Genomic DNA, 20,665 nt, shown 5'->3' on the forward strand with positions numbered 1-20,665 from the left:
TGACACACACGCGGCGAAGCGTTGAACACCACCGTGCGGTGATAAGCAATGCGGTGTTGCGCCTTAGTTTGAGTCTAAGTTATACCTTAATTCACTCATTATCGGCTTGAGATAGCGACAGCTTATCGTTATATTAGCCGTTGTCTATTTACTCAAAGATGCGTTGTATTATGAGTGTTGCTATTGATATCCACGAGTTGCAATTTCGCTGGTCAGAAAGTGCAGATCACCTCCTTGCCATTGACCGTTTAACCATAGCGCAAGGCGAAAAGGTGTTTTTATATGGCCCCAGTGGCAGTGGAAAAACCACGCTGCTGAGCTTACTCTGCGGTATTAACTCAGTACAGTCAGGGCAACTTACATTACTCAACACTGATCTGTCTTTGTTGACAGCTAGCCAACGCGATCAGTTTCGCGCTGACCACCTCGGTGTCATTTTTCAGATGTTTAATCTTATCCCGTACTTAACCAGTATCGAAAACGTGTTGCTGGCGGTGCAATTTTCCGCATCGCGCAAACAAAACGCGATAGCCAAGTCGGGGTCGCTGCTCAACGAGGCAAAACGCTTACTGAAGCATTTAGATATGGCTGATGATACGCTGCTCAACAAGCCGGTAAATCAACTCAGTATTGGTCAGCAACAGCGGGTGGCTGTTGCCAGAGCGTTGATGGGATCGCCAAAAATTATTATTGCTGATGAGCCAACCTCGTCGCTTGACGCACAGCGATGTGAGGGCTTTTTACAGCTGCTGGCCAACGAGTGCCAAGCACTTGGGGCTACCTTGATCTTTGTCAGTCACGATTTGCGCTTACAACACGGCTTCGATCGCGTCTTTAGCTTAGTATCAAGCACTGAACACGCGGGTTTAACTCGGGTACGGTTAGAGCTCAAAGGGCAACCAATGACCGCTGACGACAACGCACTATCGCCGTTAAGCCCAGGTAATGACAGATGACAATTACTAACCTTGCCCTAAAGAGTTTTCGCAACAGAAAAACCAGTATATTGCTTACCGTCTTGTCAATAGCGTTAAGCGTTGCTCTGCTACTGACTATTGAGAAAGTGCGGGTTCAAACGAAACAAAGTTTTACCAGTACCATATCCGCTACCGATTTAATTGTTGGCTCTAGAACCAGTCAAATTAACTTGCTCCTGTCATCGGTATTTCAAATGGGAACGCCAACTCAGGCAATTAGCTATCACTCTTATCAGCATTTTAGTGACCAGCCGATGGTTAAGTGGAGTATCCCGTTTTCCCTTGGTGATAGTCACAAAAGTTACAAGGTGATCGGCACGACTGAACAGTTTTTTGAACATTACAAATACGGTGAACGACAATCACTGAATATGCGAAAAGGTCACTGGTTCGCGCAACCGACACACGTGGTACTCGGTGCTGATGTCGCCAAAAAATTGAATTACCAAGTCAGTGACACGGTGATTTTATCACACGGAAGTGGCAACAGTTATTTGCACCATCAACACCACCCCTTTACGGTGGTGGGGGTTTTGGCGCCAACGGCAACGCCCGTTGATCGCAGCTTGTTTATATCGCTCACCGGCATGGATAATTTACACCAGCAACAACCCCACAACGCTGTCCCAGCCGATCCGTTTGCGGTGCTGCAAGGCAATGATACAGCAGTTAATGTGCAACAAAACGGCACCAAGAGCCAAGACTCAAAACACCAGCACCTAGATCATCAACACCGATTAACGGACCACTCGCATGAGCACGTCGAAGCCTTGAATAAAACGTCAACTTCGGCGGCTTTAGGCACTTATCCAACCAATAATATCAGTGGCTTTTACTTAGGGTTACATGAACGACCATCGGTTTTGGCAATGATGCAAGGCATAAATCAATATGAAAATGAGCCATTATTAGCGATAATGCCGGGCGTGGCATTACTTGAATTATGGTCATTGCTCAGTATCGTTGAAAAAGCCTTAATCGCCATATCGCTGGTGGTGGTGGTAATTTCTTTGGCATCGATGTTGATTATTTTACTCAACAGTTTAAATCAGCGTCGTCGTGAAATGGCGGTGTTGCGTGCCATAGGTGCCAAACCGCGACATATATTTTCACTGCTGATGGTCGAAGCAGCATGTATGATAGTCGCGGGGATTGTCAGTGGTGTACTGTTGGTTTATGGCGCACTCGTCACACTCAAGCCCTTGGTGCTTGATCATTTTGGCGTATACCTTACCGCCAATATGTTATCACCCTACGAGTGTTGGCTGTTGCTGGCCATAGCAACTACGGCAATGCTAATTAGCTTAGTACCGGGTTTTCAGTTATATCGTTACGCTTTAACCGATGGTATGTCGGTGCGTAATTAGTCGGTTATTGCGTATTCATAAAAGGTTTTCTCATGACACAGTTTTCTCATAACACCATTTGCAGTGTTTTTTTAACCGCGCTATTGCTTATTGGAGTGGTAGCACAAGTAAAGGCAATGCCTTATCAAGTGATAACGTGGGATACGCTCAACGCCCATGTTGAGCGCAAACAGTTGAGTAATCCGTTTGCCGAGATGGAAATTGATGATATTCGCAAGATGCAGCAAATTGCGATCGTTCGAGATATTAAATCCAGTGGTGAGCAGGTCGATGCGCAAACCCAAGCGTTAGCGGATACCGCTTATAAACAATTAGTGCAAAACGGTCATGATGTCGAAGGGTTATTTAAAGCTCGCGAGCAAATTATTGCGCAGCGAGAGTTAGAGTTTTCATCGACAAACCCAGAACTTGATAATGCGCGTATCCAAATGCGTGGCTTTTTATTACCACTCGAGTTTGTCGGCAAAAAAGTGTCTGAATTTTTACTGGTGCCTTATGTCGGGGCATGCATTCACGAGCCACCGCCTGCCGCAAACCAAATTGTCTACGCCAAGTTAACAACGCCAATAGAACCACCTTCACTGGGGTTATTTACTCCCATCGAAGTGAAAGGGGTGATGACTTCAGAAACACTGTCGCCAGAGTTGAGCTTGGTAGATGGTGCTAAACAAATCCCAACCAGTTATGTGTTGAATGTCGACGATATTGAGTTTATTGATCTCGATGATTAAGGCAGGTGCAGTACACGTTTAAGGTGTACTGCAGAGCAACTGAGCGCGATGGTGACATACGTCTTGGAAGAGGGCGTTACTCTTCCTCTTCATCAATCTCAGCAGACTTACTCGGCTTCATTTGTTTGATGTCTTTACCGTCCATTAACAGTAACAAATCGGCAAACGCACTGCGCAATTTTTGCGTAAGAGCCCGTGGAAAACGGGTGTGATTACGCGTCGCAATCGCATCTCTTGCGTATATAGACTCTAACGCTCGTTCAATTGACTCAACATTTTCTAAGTTTAAATCTGGGCCGTTAAGGTCAAGTTCTTGTTGGTACTGTTGATAAAGCTCTACTACCGTTTGTTGCACGTCTGCGAGTCTTTCCATGTTAACTTCCCCTTATTAAATTAAATGAGAAATGAATTGTTTAGCGATTAAATGTTAGACAATTTTATTGTTCTTCTACCATGTAAGAAAATGGCACTAATGTAAAGCACCTCTGGGGATTATTTTTAACTCGCGCGTTGTCCCCTACATTGGCAAAAAACATCTTGGTCAATTGAGTAGGGCACCTGTGTGACCGACGAATCTTGGTTATTTAGATATTCAGCAAACGATTGACCTTCCTTGGCGAGCAAAAAGCAGATAGCTTGGCTTGTATAATAGATAGGCATTGGTTACATTGACCAGAAAATTGTCAACAGAGATACCGTTTGTATGTTAGAAAACACAATTCGCATCGAGTTAGCACAACTTGATAATCCGCAACATCAAGATGATTTACTGATGCTGTTAGACGCTTACGCGCAAGACCCTATGGGAGGTGCGACACCGTTGTCAGCAACAACGAAGTCGACCCTTATTGCATCGATGCAACAGCACCCTCAAGTATTTAGTTTATTGTGTTATGTAGATGATAAACCTGCAGCTATTTGCAATTGTGTGCTTGGCTTTTCTACGTTTAAAGCCAAGCCGTTGATCAACATTCATGACATCGCTGTGCTACCTCGCTATCGAGGGTTGGGGTTAAGTCACAAATTATTAGCCAGTGTTGAGCAACAGGCAATTGAGCGAGGTTGCTGTAAATTGACATTAGAAGTTTTGCACGGCAATGAGGTAGCCAAAGCAAGTTATGCCAAATTTGGTTTTAGTGGCTATGAACTTGACCCAACGCTAGGACGCGCAGAATTCTGGGAAAAAAACCTTTAAATACACAGTGGCACAATTCCGGCAGTTAATGTTGGCCGAGCAATGTTGATAATGTCATTCAGCGGCTTTACACTGCGAACACACGGTTACTCAGCATGTGTTTAATTTGATTGGATATTGCGAGTTGTGCCGCTGAATGTTTGCGTTGTTAGCTGTGTTAACGTTAAAACGCTTGACTTAAAACGAGATAGGCTTGCGACCAGTACGCTCGTTTAGCGATGGCTTTTGTGACTTTTGCTCGTTTTGTGTCCTGCGTTTTTTGGTACTCTTTGAGTGCTGACTTTTTGCTGCTTTGCTAGCTTTCGTCGCTACATTTTCTCGCTTTGGTTTCGCTTTGCGCTCAGTGTTAACGTTTACTGGCTCAATCGACTCATTTGCTTCTGCGTCGTTGTCAGCGGATAAAATTGGCATAATGGCTTCGCCATTAAACTGCACAATATCTTCAGCGTAAACTTTTTTACGCTTTTGATACTCCACTTGACCATTTAAAAATACATATCCTTCGGCGATTACCATTTTGGCTTCACCGCCACCACCGACTAGGTTGGCAATTTTTAGCAATTTGTATAACTCGATAGGTTGTTGCTTTACCTCTATCGCCAAAACTTCTATTTCCATGGGATACTCTTTTTCACATTTGTAGTTGTTAAGTGTATCACGAGGCGATTTACCAAGGCGAGGTTATTTGGCTTGCCAGCCGCACGGCTTTGCCGTTGTGATCTGCACCGATGGCTCAGATAGAGTTATTTTAATGCGGTTTTTTAACAGAATCATGCGTTCAAGTTTGAGCAAAAAAGCTCATGATTGCTGTAAAAATAAGCGAGCGATCAAATAATCACAAAATAAATTAAAGTTGCTGTTGACACTCTTTACGACTCGCCTATAATACGCCCCACAACGACGGACGGTTAGCTCAGTTGGGAGAGCACCGCCCTTACAAGGCGGGGGTCACTGGTTCGAGCCCAGTACCGTCCACCATCGTCGTTTACCATGTTTTGAATGGACGGTTAGCTCAGTTGGGAGAGCACCGCCCTTACAAGGCGGGGGTCACTGGTTCGAGCCCAGTACCGTCCACCATTTCCTTCAAAACATATCTACTTGATGGACGGTTAGCTCAGTTGGGAGAGCACCGCCCTTACAAGGCGGGGGTCACTGGTTCGAGCCCAGTACCGTCCACCATCAAGTTGTTTTCCCTGGACGGTTAGCTCAGTTGGGAGAGCACCGCCCTTACAAGGCGGGGGTCACTGGTTCGAGCCCAGTACCGTCCACCATAATGTCGTTTTTCCCCGGACGGTTAGCTCAGTTGGGAGAGCACCGCCCTTACAAGGCGGGGGTCACTGGTTCGAGCCCAGTACCGTCCACCATAACGTCGTTTCTCCCCGGACGGTTAGCTCAGTTGGGAGAGCACCGCCCTTACAAGGCGGGGGTCACTGGTTCGAGCCCAGTACCGTCCACCATGTTATTTTTTCTTTTGTTTGTTCAATAAATCGATATCAATCGATTGTTTGTCGTATTTGAAATTTAAGTTGTTGGTGAATAGGTCGTTGGTGAAAAGCACCGCCCGCTCATACCAAGCCCGCACCGAGTCACTGGTTCGAGCCCAGTACCGTCCACCATGTTATTTTTTCTTTCTTTTGTTTGTTCAATAAATCGATATCAATCGATTGTTTGTCGTATTTGAAATTTAGGTTGTTGGTGACTAGCTAATTGGTGAACAGCACCGCCCGCTTATACCAAGCCCGCACCGAATCACTGGTTCGAGCCCAGTACCGTCCACCATATTATTTTTCTTGTACTGTTAATTAAATCGATATCAATCGACTGTTTTTCGTATCTGAAATTTAGGTAGTCGGTGACGAGCTAATTGGTGAGCAGCACCGCCCGCTTATACCAAGCCCGCACCAAGTCACTGGTTCGAGCCCAGTACCGTCCACCATATTATTTTTTCTTTCTTTTGTTTGTTCAATAAATCGATATCAATCGATTGTTTGTCGTATTTGAAATTTAAGTTGTTGGTGAATAGGTCGTTGGTGAAAAGCACCGCCCGCTCATACCAAGCCCGCACCGAATCACTGGTTCGAGCCCAGTACCGTCCACCATATTATTTTTTCTTTCTTTTGTTTGTTCAATAAATCGATATCAATCGATTGTTTGTCGTATTTGAAATTTAGGTAATCGATGACTAGCTAATTGGTGATCAGCACCGCCCGCTTATACCAAGCCCTTACCAAATCACTGGTTCGAGCCCAGTACCGTCCACCATATTATTTTTCTTTTGCTTGTTAATTAAATCGATATCAATCGACTGTTTTTCGTATCTGAAATTTAGGTAATCGATGACTAGCTAATTGGTGATCAGCACCGCCCGCTTATACCAAGCCCTTACCAAATCACTGGTTCGAGCCCAGTACCGTCCACCATATTATTTTTCTTTTGCTTGTTAATTAAATCGATATCAATCGACTGTTTTTCGTATCTGAAATTTAGGTAGTCGGTTACTAGCTAATTGGTGATCAGCACCGCCCGCTTATACCAAGCCCGCACCGAATCACTGGTTCGAGCCCAGTACCGTCCACCATATTATTTTTCTTGTACTGTTAATTAAATCGATATCAATCGACTGTTTGTCGTATCTGAAATTTAGGTAGTCGGTGACTAGCTAATTGGTGATCAGCACCGCATGACTAATCAAATTCGAGTAAGGTGCGCCGAATTTACGGTGTTCATGCCAGTTTTAAGCACCGTTGATGACTCACGCTATGACCTCGTTTACTTTAAGGTATATGACTGTTTGCTGTTTTCTCTGCTTGTGCTGTTATCGAGTGCTTTATAGGTGAATTTATTGGTTCTTGGTGCTAGAATACCTGCCAATTTCTATAGACTGTATTTTCTTGATTTTGCGTTGGTTTATCTGCGCAAAAATTGAGCCACAAAGCGAGATAAATATGACGACAACCCGTTTTGCCCCAAGCCCTACAGGTTACTTACACGTTGGTGGTGCGCGTACCGCACTATACAGCTGGTTATACGCGAAAAAAACCGGCGGTGATTTTGTTTTACGTATCGAAGACACAGATTTAGAACGTTCTACACAAGAGTCTGTTGATGCCATTATGGATGGTATGAATTGGTTGAAATTGGACTGGGATCAAGGTCCGTTTTTTCAAACCCATCGTTTTGACCGTTACAAAGAAGTTATTGCTCAGTTGCTAGAGGCTGGTCATGCGTATCGCTGTTACTGTACACCTGAAGAAGTTGAGGCGATGCGTGAAGAAGCAATGGCAAAGGGAGAGAACCCGCGTTACAACGGCATGTGGCGTGATCGCACTGATCATCCAACCGATAAGCCGTTTGTTATCCGCTTTAAAAACCCACTAGACGGCAGCGTAGTGATTGATGACATAGTCAAAGGTCGTATTGAAATTGCCAATACGGAGTTAGACGACTTAATTATCGCTCGCTCAGATGGATCGCCGACGTATAACCTAACCGTTGTCGTTGACGATTGGGATATGGGCATTACCCATGTTATCCGCGGTGATGACCATGTGAATAACACCCCGCGCCAAATCAATATTTTAAAAGCACTAGGTGCTCCGCTTCCACAATACGCTCACATTCCAATGATCTTGGGTGATGACGGCAAGCGATTGTCTAAGCGTCACGGTGCGGTAAGCGTTATGCAATATCGCGACGAAGGCTATCTTCCAGAGGCACTGTTAAATTACTTAGTGCGCTTGGGTTGGTCACATGGCGATCAAGAGATTTTCTCTCGTGAAGAAATGATCAACTTGTTTGACTTAACTGGCTGTAATCGCGCACCAAGTGCGTTTAATACCGACAAGCTGATTTGGGTTAACCAGCACTACATTAAAACGTTGGATGCGCAGTATGTTGCCGAGCACTTGGATTGGCATATGGCAGATCAAAATATTGATACCACTAATGGTCCGGCATTAGCTGACGTAGTAAAAGTGCAAGCCGATCGCGTTAAAACTCTGAAAGAAATGGCGCAGATTTCTCGCTACTTTTATGAAGAGTACAGTGAGTTTGACGCCAATGCAGCGAAAAAGCACCTACGCGGTGTGGCCAAGCAACCACTGGCATTAGTGCAAACTAAGTTAGCGGCATTAACCGATTGGACCGCTGAAAACATTCATGCCGCCATCAATGACAGTGCCGCAGAGCTTGAGGTGGGGATGGGTAAAGTAGGCATGCCACTTCGCGTTGCGGCAACTGGTGGTGGTAACTCACCATCTCTTGATGTGACATTGGCATTGCTTCAACAAGACCAAGTTGTGGCTCGCATTGACAAAGCGCTTGCGTTTATCGCCGAGCGTGAAGCCAATGCGTAATCACATCTGAACGCTGTGCTAAAAAAGGGCTATGAATGATAAATTCATAGCCCTTTGTTGTTTAGACGTGGTTGAGCTAAAAGCGAAAGTGACTAGAGCACGTCACTTTACTATTTATCCGCTTTAAAGCCGCTCGACATACCCGTCGGTGTTGTTACTCGAATTGATTAACTAATTGCTGACGATCTAACAGCGACCGATAACAACGAGTTAGCTGCATATCTCTGGTAAGTTAGTTTTATATCCTGAACCCAAAGTTACAGAATCGGTGACTGCGTTTAATATCCAACCTGATGGTGAGATGGAGGGGCATAGCCCCTCGAATTAAAATGACCAATGAATCGATACTTCATATGAATCGATGTCATCTTGCCATTCATAACCTAAGCCGAATGAGATATTCGAAAACAGGTGAAATTGCGAACCCAGGTTAACAAAAACGTCGTTGTCCCACACCTCGCGATAACCTATCGAACCAGAAAGTTCGACTGAATCGGAAATCATAGAGCGAAGCCCCGTTGAAAATAACACGCCATTATCACTGACACTACTTTCGAGGCCTCTGGTCGATACCTCTATCTCTTCGCGGTTATAAGCCAAAATATTGACCCAATCGGTATTATCAAATACTCGATACTTATAACCAAGCCCAACGCGTAAATCATCCAGCGTTGAATCTACTGTTGCTCGTTGCGTCACGTCATCCATGACTACGAAAGAGCTAAAGCTGTCTTTTACCCTTTTGTATGAACCGGTAAACAGCACGTTTTCACTGAGCAATGCCGTCGCGTGAATACGAAAACCTTTGTAGCTATCACTGTTACTTAGCTCGGTTTGTGTGTACGATGCACCAACCTGATCCCATGGTATTTGCGTGCTTGCACATGCGTGCCCGATATTCAGAGATAATACTGTCGCGGCAATAAAAGATGCTTTGATTTCCATTCTCATTTCGTTTTTGACTCCTGTATTTTGGTCATTCATGTCAAATTTAAACTTCCATATTCACCTTATTTTTTTTGCGTAAAAATGTCAATAAATTTATATAAAACAATGGTTTATGTTGAGTTGTTGAAGGGGTGTTCTATGAGGTGTGCAGGGGGAAGGTGATAAACCAAATATCAGCAAAAGTGAATCGGCGAGAGTGAACCGAGCAGGCATTTGATGCGCTTGCTACCATGTTGACCTGACTTTTGCTCACTAACGGGCACAAGTAGACCGAAAGCGACCGTATGGTTAACGCCTTTGCTCATTGATGACACGGAAATACTGTTGCACGGCATGACTTCTAAACAGGTAATACCATAATCCTGAAATCGCCGAGATAGCGATGATAATACCGATAAAGCTATCGTAGCAGAGCAGCGTGATGACAACCGCCCAAAAGGTAAAAAGAGCCCCATTTGCCCAGCGCTTTCCTTTTGCTATCGACAAACAGACATACGACATAATGGCGGCAAACACTAGCAACGCCGGAGCCATACCTGTTGACCAGAATTCAGAGTATGAGAGTTTATTGCCGTTCAATGCGTACGTTGCATTCGGCCAAGGCCAAAATCCTAGCGTTAATACCGACAAAAACGCAATCGCAGTGACGCCATAGAGGAACTTAAAAAATTTTGGCATTTTATTCATAGATAAAAATAAGGTTTTTAAGTTGGCTAGTAGATTTTGCATAGGTTTATACATACATAATTGGGTTGAACCTGAGTGTTATTATTTCTCCTCAGGACTGTACCGATTGGCGTTACGTGCGCTAAGCGGTCATATTCCTTGCATCTATGTTCATCGTAACGATATAGACAACAAAGTCAATTACTGTCACGGTTTGATGTTTTCACTATTTTACCTAGCTTTTAAGTGCTTGCGTAAATAGCTTGGCTAAGGCGCCTTCTTTTGATCGACAGACAATCGTTTATCGTGTTCTTGCTGTCTTAGCGTGGCCATAAATTTCGATTCGTTTGGTATCGATATTTGGGCTAGGGCCTGTTCTACGAAACCGCGTAAAAACGAGGCAGGGAAGCTGGCTCTAAATTTTACGAACTTGTCTTTGACAATAAACAAGTAGGTTGAACTGAATATATCTTCTTTACCTGCTTCGCTGATCACGCCGTCAAAATACGCGCCTTGAATAGGCGTTGGCTGAGTGTCTAAATCTAGGCTAATAAATTGCGTTTGCTCAGCGTTAAAAGCCAGTGTCGGCTGCTCTGTATGCTCACTGATATATCGCTCAATTTCCGCTTGTACATTAGCGATCTCTTTATTTAATACCTGTTGGCTATTGTGCCAGCTGATCTCGCGAATGGGGTAAACAAATACGTCGACATAGTCGGCGACAAACTGCTGATGATTATAGCGCATGGTGGCACCTAACAGCGGGTTTCGATAAATGTACTTGTAGCTGGCGGCAAACTGATCAATCTGTTCGCCGAGGGTAAAGTCATCTTGATAATTACTCGATTGCAGTTTTGCAGCTAAAAATTGCGGGCCAAACCACTGGTGTTGCTGTGCGTCATTTAAAAACCGACTAACAACACTATCGGCAAATTGTGTGTTTCCTTGCTCAGGGGAATGAAACAAACTGACCGTATTGTTATGTGGCAGCTCGTAGCGTTGTGAGACCAGTTTTTGGTTGCGCCAATAAAGATTCATTTCAACGTGTATTTGGCTTTGCATGTCAATCGGGAGCAACATTAACGTCGCACCGGCAAGGGCGGCTTTGCCGATGTCTTCAACCGTTTCTTGGTAAAACCCGGCGGCGGCAATTTCCAATTGGTATTCTATGTTACTATCGCGCGGATAAACCTGTTGAAATTTATTGGCGCGTTGGAAACTGTTTAAGTAATGTGCCCAATCTACAGGCGCATACTGACAGTGATTGAGTACCGATGATTGCGCAAACTGGTCGCATTCATGTTGCAATGCGTCACTTGGTCGTGCGGCAAATAATGAAATGGGTGGCAACGACTTATTGTCGATGTGACTGGTCGATACATTATTTGACGTTGGTGTGTTAACACAGGCTGATAGTAAAACGGTTATCGCTAGCGGCAAGGCAGCGTTGGCAAATCGAGATGCGCCCACAGGTTTTCTCTTCCTTTTTATTTATAAGGGTAACGCGAATAATATTTTTATGTCACGTAAAACATCGTTAAAATAGACATATTTATACGATTTAATGCCCTTAACCTGCGTGAATTACTTTATAATTAGGGCAATTGATTATATTGGAGTGATTTTTTTGGCATTTGAACAATTTAAACTGGATCAGCGATTACTAAAAGCCGTTAACCATTTGGGCTTTGATCAACCAACAGATATTCAGCAACAAGCCATTCCTGCCGCAATGCAAGGCCAAGACCTAATAGCCTCGTCAAAAACTGGCTCAGGTAAAACACTGGCTTATTTGTTGCCTGCCATCCAGCGTTTACTTAGACAAAAAGCGTTATCGAAAAAAGATCCACGGGTACTTATTTTGACACCGACTCGAGAACTGGCGAAACAAGTGTTTTCGCAGTTGCGTACGGTCACTTCGGGCACCCGTTTTAAAAATGCCTTGATTCTCGGCGGTGAAAACTTTAACGACCAAGTTAAGGTATTAGATAAATACCCTGATGTGGTCGTGGCGACCCCTGGTCGTTTAGCAGATCACTTAGCCAAAGGACTGTTTTATTTAAATGGTTTAGAGTTATTAATTCTCGATGAAGCAGATCGGATGCTCGACATGGGCTTTGCTGAACAGTTAAAACAAATTAACTTAGCCGCCGATCACCGCAAACGCCAAACCTTGTTGTTCTCTGCCACGTTAGAACATGAACAAGTGAATATTTTTGCCGATGATTTACTCAAATCGCCAAAGAGAATTGCCGTAGGTGCAATTACCAATGAACACACTGATATTACCCAGCGTTTTGTTTTATCGGATCATTTAGATCACAAGCAGGCGTTGCTAGAGCACTTTTTAACGTCAGAAAATATCAGCCAAGCCATTATCTTTACCGCAACGCGCAGCGACACCGAGCGCTTATCTGTGTTACTCAATGAACACAATATTGATGCCATCGGCTTAAGTGGCGATTTAAAACAATCGCAGCGCAATCAAATCATGGAAAGTTTTGCCAAAGGTCAGCACAAAGTTTTAGTGACAACCGATCTCGCGTCTCGGGGATTAGATTTAAGCAACGTGTCGCATGTCTTTAATTTTGATATGCCAAAGCATCCCGAAGAATACGTACATCGCATTGGCAGAACAGGGCGCGCAGGGGCGAAAGGCGATGCAATTTCGTTTGTGGGCCCTAAAGATTGGTACAGCTACTTAAATATTAAAGCCTTGTTGCAGCAAGACATGCCATTTTCATCGGTTGAGGGCTTAGAAGCTAAATTTAGTGGTTTAAAGGCGAAGAAGAAAGTCGCCCAAAAGTCAGCTACGAAGCAACATAGTCAAAGTAAACAGGTTAAGAAAAAACAGCCTAAGGTGAAGAAGAAAATTACCTTTGTCGACGAAGGTTTTGCCGACCTGCCGATGGTGAAAAAGAAAACTGGGAAACTAACGGATCGTGACGACGAAGAACAGTAAACAGTTAACATTGCTGACCAGTTAAGGTTATAGGAAACGGAAAAGCCGCTTTAGTCATTTAGCTAAAGCGGCTTTTTTGTAGCGATAACATCTGCCACAATCGTCATCGTGATCGCACATGCGTTACGGCAGTACTGCGACAATCCGTTTTCATCGCGTTATAAAAAATAACTAAATGATATTGCAAATGCGAATGGTTCGCATTACACTTTGTTGCGTTTTCAATAATAACTCAACATTTGTACCAATTAGAGCATTGATTTTATGCGATGCATCAAAGTGTTAGTGCTTTTTGGTACCAAGGACTTAAAATGAAATTTGCTATCTCTGCTATTACATCTGCCTTGTTCAGCACAGGGGCTGTGGCCACAACTACTGTAGCTGACGTAGAGCGCATTACCGTTGAAGGGCAATACTTATCAGTCAATCAATCCAACTCGATTAAAACACCGACACCGGTTATCGATGTACCACAAAGCTTGACCATTATCTCTGCTGAGCAAATTGCTGAGCGAGGTATTACCCAAATTAGTCAGATTGTTGATTACACGCCAGGCTTGAACACCTCTCAAGGAGAGGGACATCGAGACTCTGTCGTATTTCGCGGGGTGCGTTCAACCGCAGATTTTTTCATTGATGGTAACCGCGACGATGTGCAGTATTACCGCTCGTTGTACAATATTGAACAAGTAGAAATATTGCGCGGCCCTAACGCTTTGTTGTTTGGTCGTGGCGGTACCGGCGGTATTTTAAATAGGGTAACCAAAAAAGCCCAACTTGGGGAAAGTGAAACCGGTTACCAGGCGTCAGTTACATCGTTTGGTGGCTACAATGCGCAGCTAGATAGCAATATCGCCATTAGCAACAACGCCGCATTGCGCATTAATGGTATGTACGAGCAACTGGAAAATCACCGCGACTTTTTTGATGGTGAACGAATCGGTTTAAATCCAACCTTACACTTTGAGTTTAATGATCATACCAATATCGATTTGTCGTATGAGTATGTTAACCATCATCGCTTTATCGATCGCGGTATTGCAACAGACGACAATGGCAAGCCAATAGAGGATTTAAAAGATGTGGTATTTGCCGATCGCGACAACAATTACCACGATGTCGAAGCACATGTATTTAGAGCATCGCTCGAACATAACCTTTCGGCAGGTCTGAAGCTAAACGTCAGTGGTCAATACGGTGATTTCGATAAGCTTTACTCTAACTTCTACGCCAGTGATTACGACCAGCAAACCAACATAGTCACTCTAGATGGCTATATTGACGGCACCCAACGAGACAGTCTGACGTTATCAACCAACTTAGTTGGCGAATTTGATACAGTTGGCATTGAACATACGATTATTTTTGGTGGTGAATATATTGCTACTCATTCGGATCAATATCGTTTCAACCCTGTATTTAGTTCAACCGGCTCTGACAAAGAAGACTTTATCGCGTCGCGTCCGATTGCTTTGCAAAACTTTGTCGGCACCAACGCATACGGTGAACAGGTCAGTGTTGAATTTAGCGACTTGAATGATGACACGCGAGTGGATCTTGACGTGCTGTCATTTTACTTACAAGACGAGTTAGCGCTCAGCGAGCACCTGAACTTAGTCTTAGGAGCCCGATTTGATCGATTCGATATCGAAGTGTTTAACGCTGATCCGAATGTATTAGAAACTCGAAAACGCGTTGACGAACAAGTGTCACCTCGCGCAGGATTAATATATAAACCTGCCGATAATGTATCCTTCTATGTCAGTTATAGTGAGTCGTTCTTACCGCGTAGTGGCGAGCAATATACTGACATTAATGGCAACGACGACAAACTCGAACCCGATACTTACAGCAACCAAGAATTGGGTTTTAAGTGGGATGTTCACCCGCAGTTAAGTATTACCGCTGCGGTGTTTGAAAATAGCCAGAGCTCACCACAAACTGCGGACAATGATCCGGCGACTCTCGATGTGATTGACTCAGAAATATCGGGTGCTGAGCTGCAAATGAGTGGCCTGTTAACTGACCAATGGTATGTGTCAGCAAGTTACAGCTACCTCGACGGTGAAATTGTTGATCGCAATGGCTCAACGGGCAGAACTCCGCGAGAATTGCCTGAAAATACGGCGTCAATTTATACGCATTATGAATTTAGCGACGTATTTGGTGCGGGCATTGGCGCGACATATCAAGGCGAGAGTTACATCGACAATGGCAACGCGGCTAAATTACCAAGTTACACGCGTATTGATGCATCCGCTTATTACAAGTTTTCTGATCACATGCGGATACAAGTGAATGTTGAAAACTTAACGGATACAAGCTATTTTCCCAACGCGCATTCCATTCATCAGGTAACCGTTGGCGCACCACTGAATGCAAAACTCAGCTTAATCGGTAGCTTTTAAAACGCGACTGCCTTGAGCGCAGTGATGAATAAAAAAAGAGCTCACATGAGCTCTTTTTTTATATATAGCCCGTTTGCATTACAGGGCTTACGTTGAAAACTAAAAATTTTATGTCGCGGTTAGGCCGCTTTAACTTTACTGTGTAAGTTGGCCTTTAACACGCCTTTTCTGTGTTGCAAAGCAGACTCGAGTTTTTTAACACAGCTACCAATGGCAATGTATAGATCATCGTCTTCTGCAGAAACGGCTATTTGCATGTTTTCATAGTTGGTTACCGCTTCAATTTTTTGTGTGTTCTTGTCTACTTTTAGAATAACTTCGAGAGCGACTAAGCTAGGAAAATGGTTCGCGATTTTTGCGAATTTTTGGTGAATGACATCGTTGATGGCTTCAGTAACTTCAATGTGATGGCCTGAAATTGTAATTTTCATACATGTCTCCTAATTGTCGATAAAAGCGATGTATTTCGCTCTTAACTTTAGGATGGGGTTATTCATTTAAAGTTACAAGAGTTTTTTGTTAAAAAAATATAAAAAAATTATAAGGTCAACAAAATCAGAATGTTATACGTGTTGTCTTGACGTGGTGAGTTGGCAAAGTGCACAGTTTTTGATTGTTAAATATTCTGATGTTCGGGAGTCAAATTGCGCGTATTGTCAGGTGATAAGTATGGCAAGATGAGATGGCGAATCTAACGTCAGTGATTCGCCCCGAATGAATGACAGTCTGAGGTTTGATGATTACTGCCGACAAGGTTTAAATTGATTGGTTAACGGATCGTAGTGATAGCCAATATCACTCATTTTATCGTATAGCTGATCTTCATCGAGATCATAACGCGAAATCAATTGATCAATGGAGCCACACTCTAAGCGCAGTCGCTCGTTAATAATACCCAGTACAATTGAACCGTTCATAGATAAAAGCTGATTAATTTCCACTGCATTACTCCTGTTAACGTATCGTTAAGGTTATTAGTTTACGATCAAAGCGGGTTAACAAGGTTAAGTATAGCAGTGTCCATAACAAAAACGCCGCAGTAGCGGCGTTTTTGTTAAATCTTTACTAATTACTTACTAAGTTATTGAATAATTCGTAATTTATTAGTCTTGCTTGGTTTTTAAGTAGTCGTCATATGTACCGTGAAAGTCAACGTAACCATCGCTGTTTAACTCGATAACACGGGTGGCAATTGACGAGACAAATTCGCGGTCGTGTGAGACGAAAACAATGCTGCCCTCAAACTTTTCTAGAGCCATGTTTAGCGCTTCAATTGATTCCATGTCCATGTGGTTGGTCGGTTCATCAAGGACTAAAATATTGGGCTTTTGCATCATCATTTTGCCAAATAACATACGACCTTGCTCACCACCGGATAACACTTTAACTGATTTCTTAATATCGTCTTGACTAAACAACAAGCGACCTAAGAAACTGCGTACGACTTGCTCGTCATCACCTTCTTGTTTCCATTGGCTCATCCAGTCAAACAAGCTCATATCAACGCTAAAATCTTCCGCGTGATCCTGTGCATAATAGGCAATATTGTGGTTTTCGGACCACTTGAATTCGCCACTATCCGGTGTCAGTTCACCCATTAAAGTGCGCAAAAATGTGGTTTTACCCACCCCGTTTTCCCCAATGACGGCAATTTTTTCGCCAACTTCGGCCATTAGGCTAATGTTTTTTAACACGCTATTATCGTCAAAACTCTTGCTCAAATTTTCAATTTCAAGCACGTTTCTAAACAGCGGTTTTTCTTGTTCAAAGCGAATAAACGGGTTAACTCGGCTCGACGCTTTCACTTCTTCTAACTGAATTTTATCAATTTGTTTCGCGCGTGATGTCGCTTGCTTGGCTTTAGATGCATTGGCCGAGAAGCGACGAACAAAGTCTTGTAACTCAGAAATTTGCGCTTTCTTCTTAGCGTTATCAGCCATCAGGCGCGCGCGAGCTTGGGTCGCAGCGAGCATGTACTCATCATAGTTGCCAGGGTAAATGCGCAGTTCACCGTAGTCTAAGTCAGCCATATGAGTACAGACGCTATTTAAAAAGTGACGGTCATGGGAAATGATGATCATCGTTGAGTTGCGCTCGTTCAACACGTCTTCAAGCCAACTGATGGTATGGATATCCAAGTTGTTGGTTGGCTCGTCGAGGAGCAGAATATCAGGATCAGAAAACAGCGCTTGTGCCAGAAGTACCCTCAATTTCCAACCCGGTGCAATGTCACTCATTTTGCCGTAGTGCTGGCTCACCTCAATGCCTACGCCAATCAGCAATTCACCAGCGCGGCTTTCTGCGGTGTAACCGTCCATTTCAGCGTATTGCGTTTCTAGGTCGGCAACGCGCATACCGTCTTCTTCACTCATTTCCGCTTGAGCGTAGATCGCGTCGCGCTCTTCTTTTACCGCCCAAAGTTCGGTGTGACCCATGATCACGGTATCGATAACCGAATAGTTTTCAAAGGCAAACTGATCTTGTTTTAGTTTACCTACGCGTTCGTTGGCATCAATCTTGACATTGCCGGCACTCGGTTCTAAATCACCGCCTAAAATTTTCATGAAGGTTGACTTACCACAACCGTTAGCGCCAATTAAGCCGTAGCGATTGCCACCACCGAATTTAACGGAAATGTTTTCAAATAAAGGTTTTGCACCAAACTGCATGGTGATATTAGCTGTCGTGATCAAAATAGGGTCCTTAAGACAAATGCACCGCAAAAATTAGCGGTGCATTATAGAGGAAATAAGCCAAAAACGCATGACTTTCGTCGGTTTATTAGCGTTTTTTACCTGGCTTTTTAAACTGATTATTACTGAAACGGGTCAAACCCGACTTGCGGTTGTCACCGCGTTTGTGCGCTGGTTTTTGTCCGTATGAGGTTTTATTGCCTTTGGCGTTGTTTTTACCTTGGCGATAACCAACGCTTTGTTCACCGCGAGTTTCGTGCGGCACCAGACACTCGGGGCCGTTGCCAATGAGCTTGCGCGCCAACCCCATTTTGGTTAATGCTTCGCGAATCAACCCCCAGTTATTTGGATCGTGATAGCGCAATATCGCTTTGTGCAAGCGTCGCTGAATGGTGCCTTTGGGCACAGCAACCGAGCTATTTTCCTTGCGGATTTTATTTAACGAGTCAATCTCGGTATGGTAAATCGTCGTCGCATTAGCCAGTGGCGATGGATAAAAATTTTGCACTTGGTCAAGCTTAAAATTGTTTTGCTTTAACCACAGCGCTAAATTAATCATGTCTTTATCTGTGGTGCCAGGGTGCGCAGAGATAAAATACGGAATGAGGTACTGCTTTTTACCGGCCAATTTAGAGTAATGATCAAACATCTCTTTAAACTTGTGGTAAGAGCCCATACCCGGTTTCATCATTTTCGCCAACGGGCCTTCTTCGGTATGTTCTGGAGCAATTTTTAAATACCCGCCAACGTGATGGCTGGCGAGCTCTTTAACGTATTCGGGATCTTGAATGGCAAGGTCGTAGCGAACACCAGAAGCAATCAGAATTTTTTTAATGCCTTTGACTTTTCGCGCTTTGCGATACAGCTCAATCGTCGGCGTGTGATCGGTATCCATATGACCACAAATGTCTGGCCACACACAACTTGGACGGCGGCAGGTAGCTTCTGCTTTTGGACTTTTACAACGCAATTGATACATATTTGCCGTCGGTCCGCCGAGATCGGAGATCACCCCGGTAAAGCCTGGAACTTTCTGCTTGATGTCTTCAATTTCATCCAAAATGGACTGGTGCGAGCGCGATTGAATGATGCGACCTTCGTGCTCGGTTATTGAGCAAAAAGAGCAACCGCCAAAGCAACCTCGCATAATATTAATGGAGGTTTTGATCATCTCATAGGCGGGAATTTTCGCTTCGCCATAACTCGGATGCGGTACCCGCGCATACGGCAGACCAAAAACGCCATCCATTTCATCTTCGCCAAGCGGCAGGGCAGGTGGGTTTAACCAGATGATGCGATCGCCATGGCTTTGCACTAACGCTCTTGCACTTGCGGGGTTTACTTCTTGATGGAAAATACGCGATGCATGGGCATAGAGTGCTTTGTTGTGACTTACTTGTTCAAAAGACGGTAGCTTCACGTAAGTGAATTCCCACGGTTTGACTTTTTTGTCCCAACTTTTGTTTTGATATTCACTGATTTGAATCGGTACCGCTTCACGACTTAGATCAACAGATTGCACCGAGCTTTTACCACCGTTTACTATGGTCACCCCAGAGGCAGTTTGCTCATCTGCTTTATCGCAGTTAGATGGCACCATGTCTTGATACGGGCTGGCAATGGGATCGATTTTACCCGGTTTATCAATGGCGCGAGAGTCAACGCCACGCCAACCCGGTAGGGCGGTTTTACTGAGAAAGGCGGTGCCTCTAACATCGCGAATGTCGTTAACGTCTTCACCGCGGGCGATGCGATGGGCAACTTCAATTAACGGGCGCTCAGCGTTACCGTAAATAAGCAAATCAGCTTTGGCATCAAACAGTACAGAGCGGCGCACTTTATCTGACCAGTAATCGTAATGAGCAATACGGCGCAAGCTGGCTTCAATACCGCCCAAAATCACCGGCACATCTTTGTAGGCTTCTTTACAACGCTGGGAATACACTAGTGTTGCGCGGTCAGGGCGTTTACCACCTTCGTTATCTGGGGTGTAGGCATCGTCGTGACGCAAGCGTCGCTCAGCGGTATAACGATTGATCATTGAGTCCATGTTACCGGCGGTAATGCCAAAGAACAGGTTGGGTTTACCCAGCGTCATAAACGCATCTTTAGAGTGCCAATCGGGTTGCGCAATAATACCGACGCGAAAGCCTTGAGACTCAAGCATACGGCCAATAATCGCCATACCAAATGACGGGTGATCGACGTAGGCGTCACCGGTGACCAAAATAATGTCGCAGCTATCCCATCCAAGCTGATCCATCTCTTGGCGTGACATTGGTAAAAATGGCGCGGGGCCATAGCATTCTGCCCAGTATTTAGGGTAATCAAACAGCTTGGTTTTAGGTAACGGGATCATCTCA

Annotated in this window: 16 protein-coding genes and 6 tRNA genes; 13 read left to right on the top strand and 9 right to left on the bottom strand. The window is 44.2% G+C overall.

Annotated elements, in window-relative coordinates; genetic code table 11:
- Positions 1-170 precede the first annotated feature (170 nt).
- Genes ACAY30_RS05280 through ACAY30_RS05290 form a run of 3 tightly spaced genes read left to right on the top strand, consistent with a single transcriptional unit; the run spans position 171 to position 3,075 of the window.
- Entirely contained in the window at positions 171-956 is a 786-nt protein-coding gene (locus tag ACAY30_RS05280) for an ABC transporter ATP-binding protein (RefSeq protein WP_290250488.1), read from the top strand.
- Positions 953-2,344, top strand: coding sequence for an ABC transporter permease (locus ACAY30_RS05285; RefSeq protein ID WP_290250487.1), 1,392 nt, complete (start codon positions 953-955; stop codon positions 2,342-2,344). Before ACAY30_RS05280 ends, ACAY30_RS05285 begins: the two co-directional genes overlap by 4 nt.
- 32 nt (positions 2,345-2,376) lie before the next feature.
- On the top strand, positions 2,377-3,075 hold the full coding sequence (locus tag ACAY30_RS05290; protein WP_290250486.1) for a DUF3299 domain-containing protein: 699 nt from the start codon (positions 2,377-2,379) through the stop codon (positions 3,073-3,075).
- A gap of 76 nt (positions 3,076-3,151) precedes the next feature.
- On the opposite strand, the gene ACAY30_RS05295 is transcribed toward ACAY30_RS05290, so the two are convergent.
- The gene (locus ACAY30_RS05295) at positions 3,152-3,448 is read right to left on the bottom strand and encodes a hypothetical protein (protein ID WP_290250485.1); all 297 of its coding nucleotides are present in this window, start codon (positions 3,446-3,448) and stop codon (positions 3,152-3,154) included.
- Positions 3,449-3,778: 330 nt separating this feature from the next.
- On the opposite strand from ACAY30_RS05295, the gene ACAY30_RS05300 reads away from it, so the two are divergent.
- Positions 3,779-4,270 (top strand): GNAT family N-acetyltransferase, encoded by a 492-nt coding sequence (locus ACAY30_RS05300; RefSeq protein WP_290250484.1) that lies wholly within the window; start codon positions 3,779-3,781, stop codon positions 4,268-4,270.
- A gap of 177 nt (positions 4,271-4,447) precedes the next feature.
- Here ACAY30_RS05300 and ACAY30_RS05305 read toward each other — a convergent pair whose 3' ends face one another.
- Positions 4,448-4,888: an RNA-binding S4 domain-containing protein gene (locus tag ACAY30_RS05305; protein ID WP_290250483.1), complete on the bottom strand. Its 441-nt coding sequence runs from the start codon at positions 4,886-4,888 to the stop codon at positions 4,448-4,450.
- Positions 4,889-5,172: 284 nt separating this feature from the next.
- Here ACAY30_RS05305 and ACAY30_RS05310 point away from each other — a divergent pair.
- The 7 genes from ACAY30_RS05310 (at position 5,173) to gltX (ending at position 8,625) form a co-directional block, all read left to right on the top strand.
- A tRNA-Val gene (locus ACAY30_RS05310) sits at positions 5,173-5,248 on the top strand.
- 23 nt (positions 5,249-5,271) lie between these two features.
- A tRNA-Val gene (locus ACAY30_RS05315) sits at positions 5,272-5,347 on the top strand.
- 26 nt (positions 5,348-5,373) lie between these two features.
- A tRNA-Val gene (locus tag ACAY30_RS05320) sits at positions 5,374-5,449 on the top strand.
- A gap of 16 nt (positions 5,450-5,465) precedes the next feature.
- Positions 5,466-5,541: transfer RNA gene (locus ACAY30_RS05325), tRNA-Val, on the top strand.
- A 17-nt stretch (positions 5,542-5,558) separates the two neighbouring features.
- Positions 5,559-5,634: transfer RNA gene (locus ACAY30_RS05330), tRNA-Val, on the top strand.
- Positions 5,635-5,651: 17 nt separating this feature from the next.
- A tRNA-Val gene (locus ACAY30_RS05335) sits at positions 5,652-5,727 on the top strand.
- A 1,488-nt stretch (positions 5,728-7,215) separates the two neighbouring features.
- On the top strand, positions 7,216-8,625 hold the full coding sequence (gltX, locus tag ACAY30_RS05340; protein ID WP_290250482.1) for a glutamate--tRNA ligase: 1,410 nt from the start codon (positions 7,216-7,218) through the stop codon (positions 8,623-8,625).
- Between the two features lie 324 nt (positions 8,626-8,949).
- Here gltX and ACAY30_RS05345 read toward each other — a convergent pair whose 3' ends face one another.
- From ACAY30_RS05345 to ACAY30_RS05355, 3 genes are all read right to left on the bottom strand, one after another.
- Positions 8,950-9,570, bottom strand: a complete 621-nt coding sequence (locus ACAY30_RS05345) for an outer membrane beta-barrel protein (protein ID WP_290250481.1) — start codon at positions 9,568-9,570, stop codon at positions 8,950-8,952.
- A 291-nt stretch (positions 9,571-9,861) separates the two neighbouring features.
- The gene (locus ACAY30_RS05350; protein WP_290250480.1) at positions 9,862-10,302 is read right to left on the bottom strand and encodes a hypothetical protein; all 441 of its coding nucleotides are present in this window, start codon (positions 10,300-10,302) and stop codon (positions 9,862-9,864) included.
- A 204-nt stretch (positions 10,303-10,506) separates the two neighbouring features.
- Positions 10,507-11,709 carry a hypothetical protein gene (locus tag ACAY30_RS05355; RefSeq protein ID WP_290250479.1) on the bottom strand — a complete coding sequence of 401 codons (1,203 nt, stop codon included), beginning with the start codon at positions 11,707-11,709 and terminating at the stop codon, positions 10,507-10,509.
- 157 nt (positions 11,710-11,866) lie between these two features.
- Between ACAY30_RS05355 and ACAY30_RS05360 the strand changes: the two genes are divergently transcribed.
- Positions 11,867-13,201: a DEAD/DEAH box helicase gene (locus ACAY30_RS05360; protein ID WP_290250478.1), complete on the top strand. Its 1,335-nt coding sequence runs from the start codon at positions 11,867-11,869 to the stop codon at positions 13,199-13,201.
- A 311-nt stretch (positions 13,202-13,512) separates the two neighbouring features.
- A complete protein-coding gene (locus ACAY30_RS05365) occupies positions 13,513-15,609 on the top strand; it encodes a TonB-dependent siderophore receptor (RefSeq protein ID WP_290250477.1) in 2,097 nt (698 codons plus the stop codon).
- A gap of 119 nt (positions 15,610-15,728) precedes the next feature.
- Here the strand turns inward: ACAY30_RS05365 and hpf are convergent, their stop codons facing one another.
- The 4 genes from hpf to ACAY30_RS05385 form a co-directional block, all read right to left on the bottom strand.
- Positions 15,729-16,040 (bottom strand): ribosome hibernation-promoting factor, HPF/YfiA family, encoded by a 312-nt coding sequence (gene hpf, locus ACAY30_RS05370; protein ID WP_290250476.1) that lies wholly within the window; start codon positions 16,038-16,040, stop codon positions 15,729-15,731.
- A 309-nt stretch (positions 16,041-16,349) separates the two neighbouring features.
- Complete coding sequence (locus ACAY30_RS05375; protein WP_290250475.1) at positions 16,350-16,550, bottom strand: DUF4250 domain-containing protein; 201 nt, start codon at positions 16,548-16,550, stop codon at positions 16,350-16,352.
- A gap of 162 nt (positions 16,551-16,712) precedes the next feature.
- Entirely contained in the window at positions 16,713-18,278 is a 1,566-nt protein-coding gene (locus ACAY30_RS05380; protein ID WP_371190250.1) for an ABC-F family ATPase, read from the bottom strand.
- A 112-nt stretch (positions 18,279-18,390) separates the two neighbouring features.
- Positions 18,391-20,661, bottom strand: coding sequence for a YgiQ family radical SAM protein (locus ACAY30_RS05385; RefSeq protein ID WP_290250909.1), 2,271 nt, complete (start codon positions 20,659-20,661; stop codon positions 18,391-18,393).
- Positions 20,662-20,665 lie beyond the last annotated feature (4 nt).

The organism is Thalassotalea ponticola, assembly GCF_041379045.1.
Lineage (GTDB): Bacteria > Pseudomonadota > Gammaproteobacteria > Enterobacterales > Alteromonadaceae > Thalassotalea_A > Thalassotalea_A ponticola.

Coding starts and splice junctions, on each gene's coding strand:
- ACAY30_RS05280 (WP_290250488.1), top strand. CDS start 171: ATGAGTGTTGCTATTGATATCCACGAGTTGCAATTTCGCTGGTCAGAA.
- ACAY30_RS05285 (WP_290250487.1), top strand. CDS start 953: ATGACAATTACTAACCTTGCCCTAAAGAGTTTTCGCAACAGAAAAACC.
- ACAY30_RS05290 (WP_290250486.1), top strand. CDS start 2,377: ATGACACAGTTTTCTCATAACACCATTTGCAGTGTTTTTTTAACCGCG.
- ACAY30_RS05295 (WP_290250485.1), bottom strand. CDS start 3,448: ATGGAAAGACTCGCAGACGTGCAACAAACGGTAGTAGAGCTTTATCAA.
- ACAY30_RS05300 (WP_290250484.1), top strand. CDS start 3,779: ATGTTAGAAAACACAATTCGCATCGAGTTAGCACAACTTGATAATCCG.
- ACAY30_RS05305 (WP_290250483.1), bottom strand. CDS start 4,888: ATGGAAATAGAAGTTTTGGCGATAGAGGTAAAGCAACAACCTATCGAG.
- gltX (WP_290250482.1), top strand. CDS start 7,216: ATGACGACAACCCGTTTTGCCCCAAGCCCTACAGGTTACTTACACGTT.
- ACAY30_RS05345 (WP_290250481.1), bottom strand. CDS start 9,570: ATGGAAATCAAAGCATCTTTTATTGCCGCGACAGTATTATCTCTGAAT.
- ACAY30_RS05350 (WP_290250480.1), bottom strand. CDS start 10,302: ATGCAAAATCTACTAGCCAACTTAAAAACCTTATTTTTATCTATGAAT.
- ACAY30_RS05365 (WP_290250477.1), top strand. CDS start 13,513: ATGAAATTTGCTATCTCTGCTATTACATCTGCCTTGTTCAGCACAGGG.
- hpf (WP_290250476.1), bottom strand. CDS start 16,040: ATGAAAATTACAATTTCAGGCCATCACATTGAAGTTACTGAAGCCATC.
- ACAY30_RS05380 (WP_371190250.1), bottom strand. CDS start 18,278: ATGCAGTTTGGTGCAAAACCTTTATTTGAAAACATTTCCGTTAAATTC.
- ACAY30_RS05385 (WP_290250909.1), bottom strand. CDS start 20,661: ATGATCCCGTTACCTAAAACCAAGCTGTTTGATTACCCTAAATACTGG.